Origin of the sequence: Paenibacillus sepulcri, from assembly GCF_042647105.1 — a bacterium.
Classification (GTDB): Bacteria; Bacillota; Bacilli; order Paenibacillales; family Paenibacillaceae; genus Paenibacillus_Z; species Paenibacillus_Z sepulcri.
The window spans coordinates 7007230-7020417 of sequence record NZ_JBHRUP010000001.1; the positions used below are offsets into that span (position 1 = coordinate 7007230).

Sequence of the window (13188 nt, forward strand, 5' to 3'; positions counted from 1 at the left end):
TGCCTTTGACAAACTTTTTTGTGGGTGTACAATGAAATGAGGAAACAATCCAAAAGCATTGGCATACATGTAGGGAGTAGATATTGGATGACATCGAGAGGTGAGGGCAAGATGAATGAATCAGCACCCGTTGTAAAAGAAACAGGCTGGCGGAATGAACGGGTTTCGTCATCGCTTCCGGAAGTATACCGTTCCATGAAAATACCGAAGAATGGATCATGGTTTCGTAAATTTCTTGCCTTTGCAGGTCCCGGCTACCTGGTGGCTGTCGGATATATGGACCCCGGCAACTGGGCAACGGATATAGCAGGCGGCTCCATGTTTGGATACACGCTGTTATCGGTTATTTTACTATCCAATCTCATGGCGATTTTGCTGCAGGCGCTTGCCGGGAAGCTTGGAATTGTTACGGGCAGGGATTTGGCTCAGGCTTGTAAGGATCATTACAGCAAACCGGTTGCGATGATGCTGTGGGTTCTGTGTGAGCTCGCTATTGCCGCATGCGACTTGGCTGAAGTTATCGGTTCTGCGATCGCGCTCAACCTGCTGTTCGGTATTCCATTGATCGTCGGTATTATGATTACGGTCGTTGATGTTCTGCTTATTCTTTTGCTGCAAAATAAAGGTTTCCGATATATAGAAGCTCTAGTTATTACGCTGATCGTTACTATAGGGGGCTGTTTCCTGGTTGAATTATTTCTGTCAAAACCCGAAATCAGCGGCGTACTGAAAGGCTTCATCCCAAGCAGTGAAATTATTACCGATCCGAAAATGCTGTACATCGCCATTGGGATACTAGGCGCGACAGTCATGCCGCATAACCTGTATCTGCATTCTTCCATCGTCCAGACGCGCCAGTTTGAACAAACGACGCTGGGTAAACGTCAAGCCATTAAATATTCGACCTGGGATTCGACGATAGCCTTGTTTTTCGCACTGTTCATCAATGCGGCTATCCTGATCGTTGCCTCGGCGACCTTTCACACTTCGGGTAATACCGGCATCGCAGAGATTGATGATGCCTACCATATGCTGGCTCCGCTTCTGGGTACGACCGCCGCAAGCGTCTTGTTCGGAGTAGCGCTTCTGGCGGCAGGCCAGAACTCGACGCTGACGGGAACGCTGGCCGGTCAGATCGTAATGGAAGGCTTCCTGAATATTCGCCTCAAAGCTTGGCTGAGGCGCCTGATCACGAGGCTGATCGCCATCATTCCGGCCGTTATCGTCACCATGCTGTACGGTGAAGAAGGAACGATGGATCTTCTGATCCTCAGTCAGGTTATCCTGTCGCTTCAATTATCATTCGCCGTCATTCCGCTTGTTAAGTTCACAAGCGACAAGCTGAAGATGGGGGAGTTCGCCAATCCGCTGTGGCTCAAAATTCTGGCATGGGTTGTGGCGGTCGTGATCGCGGTATTGAATATTTACCTGCTCGTCCAGACTTTTCGTGGATAAGAGCCGGATATCGTAAATGTTAAAGCAAACGGCAGTTCTCCGTTGATGTTGGCCCCCCTTTACAGGGCAGGGCTCCTTCACGGAGAGCTGTTTTGTTTTATCCAAGGAAAGAATCTGACTCATGCGCAGCTTAGTCAGTTTGACTTAGAGAGATGCCTGCCGGGTAGCGAACATTTGTGCTTGTATGTTATGATGACAGTATTATACAGACATAGATGATTCCAGGGGCGAATCTTGCAAAGGTAGTGTTATGAATGGATTTATTCAATTATCAGGAAACGACGGATTCCTCCAAAGCCAAGCTGTTGGCAGACAGGATGCGACCGCAAACCATCGACGAATATATCGGACAGGAACAGATAGTCGGCCGGGGCAAGCTGCTTCGGCGGGCAATCGAGGCGGATCAGGTATCCTCGATTCTGCTGTATGGACCGCCGGGCTGCGGCAAGACCACGCTAGCCCATATTATCTCCCGGAGAACACAAGGGGAGTTTGTCAAGCTGAATGCAGTGGATGCTACGGTCAAGGATGTTCGTGCGGTTATAGAGGAAGCCAGGTTGAACAAGTCCATGTATGGGCGTAAAACCATTTTGTTTTTGGACGAGGTGCACCGCTTCAATTCCTCCAGGCAGGATGCCTTGCTGCCGGCTGTCGAGCAGGGTGTCATTGTATTCATAGGAGCAACGACGGAAAATCCGTTTCATTATGTGAACGGAGCGCTTTTGTCGCGATCCACCTTGTTCCAGCTGGAGGCACTGACCCGTGAGGATGCGCTTGAAGCAATGCGGCGGGCGCTGGCTGACAAGGAGAAGGGCCTGGGCTTTATGGATCTGCATGTAGAGGAAGAGGCGCTGCAGCATATTGCGAACAAGGCAGGGGGCGATATCCGAAGAGCGCTAAATGCCATCGAGCTCGCAGCCGTAACAACGCCTTCGGAGCAGGATGGTTCCGTACGGATTACGCTTGAAGTGGCGGAAGAATCAATCCGGATGCCGACCATCAGAGCGGATGAATCCACGCAGTACGATGTGCTCTCGGCTTTCCACAAAAGCGTCAGGGGCTCCAGCGATGCGGCGCTCTTCTGGTTCCTGTATGCGGTCGAGAAGCTTGGAATGGACCCTATGACTTTCATCAGGCGGCTTATTGTCGCCTGCAGCGAAGATATCGGACTTGCCAATCCGCAGGCTATGGTTCAGGCGGTTACAGCTATGGATGCCTATCACAAGATCGGCTGGCCGGAGGCCAAATACAATATTGCGCAGGCCATTCTTTTCGCGGTCGAGAGTCCCAAATCGAATGCTGCGGCGGTGGCCATCGGCAATGTCATGAATGCCATTGAGGCGGCAGGCTCGGCAGAAGTTCCGCTTCATCTGAGGGATGCCCATTACAGCGGCGCACAGCAGCTTGGCCATGTTGGTTATCAATATCCGCATAATTTTCCCGGGCATTATGTCAAACAGCAGTATCTGCCTGATAAAATCCGCAATAAAACGTTTTACGAGGCTACCCAGCAGGGAATGGAAGATAAAATCAGACAGAATCAAGAGCGTCGAAATGGGCGCTAAACGACGAGTTTCTTTATAAAAGTAAGCAAGAGCAAGTAAAATGTGCATAAAGGTCAACCTTTACCGAATATTCATTACTATAGACTCGAAAATGACCACATGCAGCATTCACCACGTTTGACGTAAAGTTAGCATTCGACTAATCTTAGATTATAAACTTTTATTATAATTTTCATGGCCAGAAGGAGGTGCACCTGTCGTTGCTACCGTCGTTCCTTACAAGCGACAAGCGGCAGACAGGGAATCGTTGAATAGTGACCCGTTACCCATATTGTGGAGTGGTGTTTTGATTTTGTTGCTTGTCTTTTTGAATGGTTTTTTCGTAGCTGCCGAATTTGCAATGGTGAAGGTGAGAAGCAGCCGAATCGACACACTCGTACAAGACGGCAATCGCCGTGCGCGTTTTGCCTCGATGTTGACAAACAATCTGGATGCGTATTTGTCCGCTTGTCAGCTTGGCATTACGCTCGCTTCGCTCGGTCTCGGGTGGATTGGAGAACCGGCGCTCAAGCACTTTATTGAGCCGATTATGCTTAAACTGGGCTCCAATGAGACGGTAATCTCTACGGTTTCATTTGCAATTGCATTCTCCATCATCACGTTTTTGCATATCGTGCTTGGTGAGCTTGCTCCAAAAACAATCGCCATCCGCAAGTCGGAAGATGTGACAATGTGGACTGCCATGCCGCTCATCGTTTTCCGCAAAATTATGTTCCCGTTCATATGGTTCTTAAATGGCACTGCCAACTGGATGCTGACACGGATCGGTATTGAACCTGCTTCCGAGCATACCTTGGCGCATACGGAGGAAGAAATCCGTATCTTGATGAAAGAAAGCCACAAATCCGGGCTTATTGATAATACAGAGCTCGCACTCGTTGATAACATATTTGATTTTGCCGAGACGAATGCCAGAGAAATCATGATTCCAAGGACCGAGATGGTATGCTTGTATGCCAATTTCTCCTTTGATGACAATCAGGCAATCGCACTCAAGGAGATGCATACCCGCTATCCCGTATGTGATGGTGACAAAGATAATATTATCGGTTTCGTGCATATTAAAGACATGCTGAAAGTGACGACGGCTCCGGGCATTTCGGATCTTCGCCAGATTACCCGCCCAATGACAACAGTGCCCGAATCCATGCAGATCAGTACACTCTTAAAGCTGATGCAGAAGAAAAAGACGCAGATCGCCATCCTGATTGACGAATATGGCGGTACATCGGGACTTGTGACGCTGGAAGATATCATGGAGGAAATCGTCGGGGAAATTCAGGATGAATTCGATGAGGAACGTCCGGATGTTGAACGCAAGGATGAATATTCCCATTCCGTAAGCGGGATGATGCTGATTGAAGAAGTCAACAGCTACTTCGGCATCGATATTGAAAGCGATGATTACGATACGATAGGCGGATGGATGTATGCACAGATTGAGATACCGCCGACTCGTGATCAAATGGTGTATCACCCCGACGGCTATGAGTTCATCATTGAAGAAACAGACCATTTACGTGTATCGCGAATTTTAATTCGCAAACGATCGGAAGAAGCGTTTAATCCTGTACAGGAGCTTCAAGTCGATACCGGTTAATATAAAAAAATAAGGGATTGTCCCCGTCATGAATCATGATGGAGGCAATCCCTTTTTTGGCTTTATAGCATTAACTCTGCGAACCAGAGGATGGCAGGAGCCTGCTTTAAGTTCATCTTCAAGATTTAATCCTGATGAACCTGGTCTATTGTGCCGCCGCCCAGACAGATATCGCCATCGTAGAATACGACGGCCTGCCCAGGGGTGATCGCTTTTTGCGGGCTGTCAAATACAACTTCACCGGTCAAGCCGTCGCTGCTCAGCGTCAGGGTGACGCCTTGATCCGGCTGACGGTAACGGAATTTGGCGGTACAGCGGACAGCGCCCTCCGGCTTCACATTGGCGATCCAGTTGATGCCTGTGGCGGTAAGCGATTTTGAGTACAAGCTGGCATGCTTGTCTCCTTGCACGACATACAATATATTTTCGCTCAGATCCTTGGCTGCGACAAACCAGGGTTCTCCGTTTCCGGAGCCGCCGATGCCAAGTCCCTGACGCTGGCCCAATGTGTAGTACATCAAGCCATCATGACGTCCCTTCGTTTCACCGCTTTCGATATCTACCATTACTCCAGGCTTGGCCGGCAGGTAGCCGCTCAGAAACTCCTTGAAGTTGCGCTCCCCGATAAAACAAACACCGGTGCTGTCCTTCTTCTTGGCCGTTGCAAGCCCGAATTCCTCCGCAATTCTTCTCACTTCCGGTTTGGGCAGATGCCCGATAGGGAACATCGCTTTAGCCAGCTGCTGCTGGCTCAATGCGTGCAGGAAATAGGTTTGATCTTTATTGCCATCGATACCGCGCAGCAGGCGCGATTCTCCATTGTCCAGCTGTTCAAGCCGTGCATAATGACCCGTGGCCAGATAATTGGCGCCCAGATCCAGTGCTTTTTGAAGAAATTCACCGAATTTGATTTCACGGTTGCACATGACATCCGGATTCGGCGTGCGTCCGCGCCTGTATTCGTCCAGAAAATAAGCAAATACCTTATCCTGATAGGCTTGTTCAAAATTGACGGTATAATAAGGAATACCGATCTGATCGCAGACGCGCCTTACATCTTCGGCATCATCCTCTGCTGTGCAGTGGCCGAATTCGTCTGTATCATCCCAGTTCTTCATGAATATGCCGATCACATCATAGCCTTGCTGCTTGAGCAGTAGGGCAGTGACGGATGAATCCACACCGCCGGACATGCCGACAACTACGCGAATTTGACTGTTACTCATCCTTGATTCACCACCTTGATTATTACAATGAGCGGGTACATTCTGTTATATTGAAAAGAAGGTTTGCTCATAAGTTTCTTTATTGTAGCATAATTTGATAAACTTTTTCATGAAGTAGTCAAGCTTTTTTCCCCTAAAGCGCATTTCGTATGTTAACATATATATGATATGGGAATACCATGATTTAGAAGTGTATAGAACAACCTACCTTAAATACAGATATATTTCAAATGAAGAAGAGGTGTCGAAGTTGAAGATTTCAACTAAAGGACGTTACGGATTGACCATTATGATGGAGCTTTCCAATAAATTCGGGGAAGGCCCCACATCACTGAAAAGCATTGCGGAGCGAAATAATTTATCGGAGCATTACCTGGAGCAGTTGATTGCGCCGCTGCGGAATGCGGGGCTTGTCAAAAGCATCCGCGGCGCATATGGCGGCTATATTCTCTCCAAGGAACCGGAATCCATTACTTCCGGCGATGTGATCCGGATACTGGAAGGGCCGATTTCTCCGGTTGATTTTACAGAAGAAGACGACCCTGCCAAGCGGGATCTGTGGCTTCGCATCCGGGACAGCATTGCTGAGGTGCTGGATTCTACCACTCTTGCGGATCTGATCTCCTATAAAGAGAATGGTGAAATCGATTCTTACATGTTTTATATCTAAGAATGAAAGCATGGTTTGGCGGGATAATGTCAAGGCCCGAAAGGCCGGTAAGGGTGAAGGAACGATGGCTTTAATTTATTTGGATCACGCAGCAACAACACCTCTCCATCCTGAGGTGGCCAAGGCCATGATGGAGGTTTATACGGGTGAACCCGGCAACGCGTCGAGTATTCATCATTTTGGCCGTGCGGCGCGTCAGCGGCTCAATCATGCACGGGATATTATTGCATCAGCGGTGGGCTGCCAGCCTTCGGAGCTCGTTTTTACTTCCGGCGGCACGGAGAGCGACAATACCGCTATCACGGGTGCGGCAAGAGCAGGCAAGCTTAAAGGAAAAACACATATCATTACATCGGCAGTGGAGCATCATGCGGTGCTGCATACCTGCGAGGCATTAGTGAAGGAAGGATTTCAGTTAACCGTCCTTCCGGTCGATTCGGATGGCCGCGTATCTCCCCTGGATGTGGAGAAGGCGATCACTGCAGAGACAGCGCTTATTAGTGTGATGTATGCCAACAATGAAACCGGAACCGTACAGCCCATCGAGGAAATTGGCGAAATTGCCCGTTCGCGAGGGGTTCTCTTTCATGTGGACGCCATTCAGGCGCTTTCTTTGCTTCCGATCGATCTGAAGGGTATGCCGGTCGACTTGATGAGCTTCTCAGCCCATAAGATTAACGGACCGCAGGGAGTCGGTGCTTTGTATGTTTCCAAACGGACATCCATCATGCCTTTGCTATATGGCGGTTTGCAGGAAAGAAAACGGCGTGCAGGTACCGAAAATGTGGCCGGAATCGTAGGTTTCGCCAAATCGATTGAACATTCTGTGAATTCATGGCAGGAAAAGAAACTTTTTATGGACGAGCTTCGTTATAAATGGATAGATAGTATGCGCAGGATAGTCGGCTCTGAGCGATTGATCATTAATGGCCACGATACGCTGAGAGTACCGCATATTATTAATGTCAGCTTTATCGGTTTGAATACGGAGACGATGCTGATGAACCTGGATTTGGAAGGGATCGCAGCGTCAAGCGGCTCAGCCTGTACTGCGGGAGCACTCGAGCCGTCTCATGTGCTGGAAGCTATGGCTTTGCCGCCGGAGAGATTATCGTCTGCCGTGCGTTTCAGCTTTGGTTTGGGGAATACTTTGGAGGAACTTGAGATTGCGGCAAAAAAAGTTGAAACTTTTTACAACCGCATCCGTACTAATGCCTAGGAGGCCTCCAAACCCTTTGATCCGATTACAGCATATGATTGGACTTCCTGTTATTGAAGTCAGCAAAGGCAAGCATGTAGGCTATGTAAAAGACGTCTGGTTTAACGAACATTGGCAGCTTGATGGAATAGTGCTCGATGCCGGGAGGCGGTTCTTATCCGCCATGAAGACCGTGCGCTGGAGTGAGGTTCTGATCTGCGGCGGTGACGCCGTTCTCGTCATGAATGAGGCATCGGTCCGCAAGAAGGAAACCGTTGAGGTTCAGCGGACTTTTCACACCGGGCTTGTCCATTTGAAGGATTTGCCGATCGTTACGGACCTCGGCGAGCAGCTTGGCCGGGTATCGGATGTTTATTTTGAGGATTTACTGGGTACACAAATAGTAGGCTATGAGTTGACAGATGGGTTTATAGCGGATTTGATGGAAGGCCGCAAGTGGCTGCCCGCTCCGCGCGATGCTGATCTTGTCCTGCTCGGGGAAAATGCGATTATCGTTCCGGCCGGCATTGAGGCATTTATGGAGCCGGTCGCCGCTTCTGATTCGGATATAGGGAGAAATGAAACATGAGATGCCCAAACTGCAACTCGAAAGATATCGGGAAAATCGGATCCCACCAGTATTACTGCTGGGGTTGCTTCATTGAATTGACAGTCAATGGCGATAAAATGTCTGTCTTTCAAGTGGAAGAGGATGGCACGTTAAGCTCGCTCGACGATTTGTTTTTTGAAGAGGAAATTCCTCAGATTCATGCAAATTAATAAGGTTCTGCAAGAAGAAACGCCTGATGGACGTCCTATGGCGGCTCAGCGAGTTGAAACGATTATAAATTCTATAGGTTTTTAAAAAAAGGCGGCCGAAAGCCCGTCTTTTTTTTGTGGACTTTTTTGGCTAAACCCGCCAAGCGGTGATTGGAATTAAATGGCACTCCGCAATTACAAAGGATGAATTCCCTGCCTTGTACATATACTGTACGGAAGAACGATTCTGGACAGGTTCCTAAGGGTCGTGCGGGGGGACGAGTATGGAGCGCTTTACTAACAACCGCTTTTTTGCTTGGCTCATATATCTGATTTTGGGGCTGATTTCTTTATATTTACTCCTGTTGGTGAAGCCGATCATCGTGCACATCTACGGATTTCTCAAAGCCGTTCTGGCTCCTTTTCTCATTGCCATGATTGTTTCGTACGTGTTGAATCCGATCGTGAATTTACTTAATGAACGGAAAGTGCCGAGAACGATGGCGGTGCTGCTGATTTACGCTGTGTTCTGCGCTTCGCTTACGGTAGTGCTTATCAATGCGATCCCGATGTTTCTGGAGCAGCTGCAGGAGCTTAATCAGCATATGCCGGATTTGACGATGCGTGCGCAGAGCCTGGTAAATGATTTGAACAATACATCATTTCTGCCGGAAAGCATCCGCAGCGGGATCAATAACTCGTTGTATAAGCTGGAGAAACAATCATCCGATGCGATTTTTGATTTTGTCAATAATATCGGGGCGATGCTCAATGTCATCTTTATCGCATTCATTATCCCATTTCTGGCCTTTTATATTATGAAGGATTTCAATGTCTTCGAGCGCACGGTGCTGACTTATGTGCCCAGAACCCACCGCAACCATGCTGTAAGACTTATCAAGGATATTGACAATGCACTTGGCAGCTATATCCGTGGGCAATTTCTCGTTTGTCTGATTGTCGGCATTCTGGCCTATATCGGTTACTGGATCATCGGGATGCCCTATCCGCTGCTTCTTGCAAGCGTGGTGGCGATTACGAATATTATTCCTTATCTCGGACCGTTCTTCGGCGCGGCGCCGGCGCTAGTCATGGCATCCACCATATCGATGAAAATGGTGCTGATGGTCGTTATTGTCAATACCGCCTGCCAAATCCTTGAGAGCAACGTCGTATCCCCCCAGGTCGTAGGCAGAACGCTGCATATGCATCCATTGTCGATTATTTTTGCCCTCCTGGTTGGGGGTGAACTGGCGGGCATGGTGGGGATGATTCTGGCGGTGCCGATTTTTGCGGCCCTGAAGGTCGTCGTTCAGCATATATTCGCCTATTATGTGCGCCGAAAGACCATTTGACAGCAGGCCTGCTGTGTCGCTATACTAAATGCAAATAAGTCAATTGCATGACTGCCAAAGCGTGGATGAAACTATAGTAGGCTGTAGCCCGCCAATCAGAGAAAGAATTTCTTCGCAGATTGCTTGCATGAAGAGCAATACTGCGTCGGCTGAGAGAATTCTATTGGCGAAGAACCGCTGAATGCTGGTTTCGGAGTGTGAAAGAACTTCACCGGTTGGGCCCGTTAACGCCCGCTTAAGGAGATTGCCCATATTGGGATTACCGGTCGGAAGAGATTTCTTCCCTGCTGGTGTTCGTGGCAATAACCAGGGTGGTACCGCGAATGATTCGTCCCTGTTTTTAGGGGGCGTTTTTTTTATTTTCAATTTATGATGGAGGTTGATTCTTTATGAAAGCCAGTGAGATCCGTTCCAAATGGCTCGCTTTCTTCGAAAGCAAAGGCCATAAAATCGAACCAAGCGCATCGCTCGTACCGCATAATGATCCTTCCCTATTGTGGATTAATGCCGGAATGGCCCCGCTTAAATCGTATTTCGACGGCCGTGTCATTCCGGATAATCCGAGAATCGCCAATTCCCAGAAATGCATCCGCACCAATGATATCGAGAATGTGGGCAAAACGCGCCGGCATCATACGTTTTTTGAAATGCTGGGCAATTTCTCGATCGGCGATTATTTCAAGGAAGAGGTTATAACCTGGGCCTGGGAATTTCTGACGAGCCCCGAGTGGATTGGCTTTGAGCCGGATCGCTTGTCGGTAACGGTATATCCCGAAGACGAGGAAGCCTTCCGTTACTGGAATGAGAAGATTGGTCTGCCTGCAGAGCGGATCTACAAGCTGGATGAGAACTTCTGGGATATCGGCGAGGGACCATGCGGCCCTTGTACAGAAATCTTCTATGACCGCGGGGACAAATACGGCGATCTGAGTGATCCCGAATGCTGGCCTGGCGGGGAGAATGAGCGTTTCCTGGAAGTGTGGAACCTTGTTTTCTCACAATTCAACCATAACAAGGACGGCAGTTATACGCCGCTCCCGAACAAAAACATCGATACCGGTGCAGGGCTGGAACGCTTCGCATCGATCCTTCAGGATGTGGATTCCAATTTTGACACGGATCTGTTCCGTCCGATTATCAATCAGACCTGCCAGATTGCCGGCGATTCCGTTCGTTATGGGGCCAATGTGGAGCATGATATCGCATTAAAGGTTATTGCCGATCACATCCGTACAGTTGCTTTTGCCGTAGGAGATGGCGTTCTTCCGTCAAATGAAGGACGCGGTTATATTATCCGCCGCTTGCTGCGCCGTGCGGTCCGCTATGGCAAATCGCTGGGCGTAGACCGGCCTTTCCTGCATGAACTGGTCGCAGTAGTAGGCGATATCATGGGTGTCTACTACCCCGAAGTTGTTGAGAAACGTGAATTCATCGAGAAGGTCATCCGCACGGAAGAGGAGCGTTTCCACGAAACGCTGTCGGATGGTCTTGCGCTGCTGGATGAACTCGTACGAACGGCCATGACGGCCGGCCAGAAGGAAATCAATGGTCCGGATGCATTCAAGCTGTATGATACCTACGGATTTCCGTTTGATTTGACCGAGGATTATGCGTCAGAACAGGGCATGACGGTAGATCGCGAAGGCTTCGACACAGCAATGGAAGCGCAGCGCGACAGGGCGAGGTCAGCGCGACAGGATACGGGCAGCATGAATGTGCAGGGCGGTCCGCTTGCGAATTTCACCGAGAAATCGGAATTCATCGGCTATGATGAGCTGACAGCCGAAGGGGCAACGGTGATTGCCATCGTCAGCGGCCAGGAGTCGGTAAGCGAGGCCGGTGAAGGCAGTCGTGTTCTTGTGCTGCTTGACCAAACGCCTTTCTATGCAGAAAGCGGAGGACAGGTCGGCGACCATGGGATGATTACAGGAAGCGACTTTACGCTGATTGTCGAGGATGTAACCAAAGCGCCGCATGGACAACCGGTTCATCACGCCCTTGTTACAAGCGGAACGCTGCGTGTCGGCGATCGTGTTCAAGCCGCTGTCAGCAGACAAACGCGTGAAGCGACCGTTAAGAATCACACCGCAACTCATTTGCTGCACCGCGCTCTTAAAGATGTTCTTGGCGAGCATGTCAATCAGGCGGGATCTCTCGTCGAGCCTGAGCGCCTGCGCTTTGACTTCTCCCATTTCGGCAGCATCAGCGCCGAGGAGCTGAGCGATATTGAACGCCGTGTTAATGAACAAATCTGGATCGGAACGCCGCTGCAGATCGATTATAAATCGCTGGCCGAAGCCAGGGCAATGGGAGCTATGGCACTCTTTGGCGAGAAGTATGGCGATGTCGTGCGTGTTGTGCGCGTCGGAGAATACAGCCTTGAACTATGCGGCGGCTGTCATGTTGCCAATACGGCGCAGATTGGGCTGTTCAAGCTGGTGGGCGAAAGCGGAATCGGCTCAGGTGTACGCCGGATCGAAGCGGTTACCGGCCGCCATGCCTATTTATATGTAGAGAGCCAGCTGGATCTGCTCAAGCAATCTGCCGGATTGCTGAAATCGAATATGAATGAAGTGCCAAGACGGATTGAAGCATTGAACGCGCAAGTGAAGGAGCTTGGCCGGGAAAATGAATCGCTTCAAAGCAAGCTTGGCCGCATTGAAGCAGGCTCTCTGGAATCGCAGGCGAAGACTGTGAACGGGGTTACGGTTCTGACGAGTCAGGTCAATGCGCCGTCCATGGATGCGCTGCGCGGCATTGTGGATGAGCTCAGAGCAAAGCTCGGCGAAGCCGTGATCGTTCTTGGAGCCCTTTCAGAGGACAAGGTCAATCTGGTGGCAGCGGTATCTCCTGAGCTTGTCAAACAGGGCTACAATGCCGGAAAAATCATTAAAGCGGCAGCGGCAGCTTGCGGCGGAGGCGGGGGCGGACGCCCTGATATGGCCCAGGCTGGCGGCAAAGATCCGTCTAAATTAGGAGAAGCGCTGCAAATTGCGCAAGAACTGGTTCTATCCCAGGGAAATGTGATATGATTAGCTATATTACCGTTTTTAAGCGACTTGGAAAGTGAGGTGCTGGCGATGAGTTCCATGGACAAGACAATGAAATTCGACGTGAAGGCGGAGGGACCCGAGACTTCTTCAGAAGAGATACTGCTGTCTGTTTACGATGCTCTGCAGGAGAAGGATTACAATCCGATCAACCAGATTGTCGGCTATCTGTTGTCCGGAGATCCCGCGTACATTCCGCGGCATAACAACGCCAGAAGTCTAATTCGCCGAAAAGAAAGAGACGAGCTTATTGAAGAACTCGTACGCTCGTATTTAAGCAAGCATCGTACGTAATTTTCAATGAAAGAGG

At 49.6% G+C, this 13188-nt stretch carries 11 protein-coding genes; 10 read left to right on the forward strand and 1 reads right to left on the reverse strand.

Features of this window, described 5'->3' with window-relative positions:
- The first annotated feature begins 111 nt into the window (after positions 1-111).
- From ACFOLF_RS30430 to ACFOLF_RS30440, 3 genes are all read left to right on the forward strand, one after another.
- On the forward strand, positions 112-1455 hold the full coding sequence (locus ACFOLF_RS30430; RefSeq protein ID WP_210045740.1) for an Nramp family divalent metal transporter: 1344 nt from the start codon (positions 112-114) through the stop codon (positions 1453-1455).
- 254 nt (positions 1456-1709) lie between these two features.
- Complete coding sequence (locus ACFOLF_RS30435; RefSeq protein ID WP_210045690.1) at positions 1710-3020, forward strand: replication-associated recombination protein A; 1311 nt, start codon at positions 1710-1712, stop codon at positions 3018-3020.
- A gap of 247 nt (positions 3021-3267) precedes the next feature.
- Entirely contained in the window at positions 3268-4620 is a 1353-nt protein-coding gene (locus ACFOLF_RS30440) for a hemolysin family protein (protein ID WP_210045691.1), read from the forward strand.
- Positions 4621-4745: 125 nt separating this feature from the next.
- Here ACFOLF_RS30440 and mnmA read toward each other — a convergent pair whose 3' ends face one another.
- Positions 4746-5846, reverse strand: coding sequence for a tRNA 2-thiouridine(34) synthase MnmA (gene mnmA / locus ACFOLF_RS30445; protein ID WP_210045692.1), 1101 nt, complete (start codon positions 5844-5846; stop codon positions 4746-4748).
- Positions 5847-6096: 250 nt separating this feature from the next.
- Here mnmA and cymR point away from each other — a divergent pair, with 250 nt between their 5' ends.
- The 7 genes from cymR to ACFOLF_RS30480 all read left to right on the forward strand — a co-directional run bounded on the left by cymR (position 6097) and on the right by ACFOLF_RS30480 (position 13172).
- Positions 6097-6516: a cysteine metabolism transcriptional regulator CymR gene (gene cymR / locus ACFOLF_RS30450; protein WP_210045693.1), complete on the forward strand. Its 420-nt coding sequence runs from the start codon at positions 6097-6099 to the stop codon at positions 6514-6516.
- A 64-nt stretch (positions 6517-6580) separates the two neighbouring features.
- Positions 6581-7735, forward strand: a complete 1155-nt coding sequence (locus tag ACFOLF_RS30455; RefSeq protein WP_210045694.1) for a cysteine desulfurase family protein — start codon at positions 6581-6583, stop codon at positions 7733-7735.
- 16 nt (positions 7736-7751) lie between these two features.
- Complete coding sequence (locus tag ACFOLF_RS30460) at positions 7752-8303, forward strand: PRC-barrel domain-containing protein (protein ID WP_210045695.1); 552 nt, start codon at positions 7752-7754, stop codon at positions 8301-8303.
- A complete protein-coding gene (locus ACFOLF_RS30465) occupies positions 8300-8494 on the forward strand; it encodes a hypothetical protein (protein ID WP_210045696.1) in 195 nt (64 codons plus the stop codon). The genes ACFOLF_RS30460 and ACFOLF_RS30465 overlap by 4 nt, the downstream gene beginning before the upstream one ends.
- A gap of 263 nt (positions 8495-8757) precedes the next feature.
- Entirely contained in the window at positions 8758-9828 is a 1071-nt protein-coding gene (locus ACFOLF_RS30470; protein ID WP_210045697.1) for an AI-2E family transporter, read from the forward strand.
- Between the two features lie 389 nt (positions 9829-10217).
- A complete protein-coding gene (gene alaS / locus ACFOLF_RS30475; RefSeq protein ID WP_210045698.1) occupies positions 10218-12860 on the forward strand; it encodes an alanine--tRNA ligase in 2643 nt (880 codons plus the stop codon).
- A 48-nt stretch (positions 12861-12908) separates the two neighbouring features.
- On the forward strand, positions 12909-13172 hold the full coding sequence (locus ACFOLF_RS30480; protein ID WP_210045699.1) for an IreB family regulatory phosphoprotein: 264 nt from the start codon (positions 12909-12911) through the stop codon (positions 13170-13172).
- Positions 13173-13188: the final 16 nt, after the last annotated feature.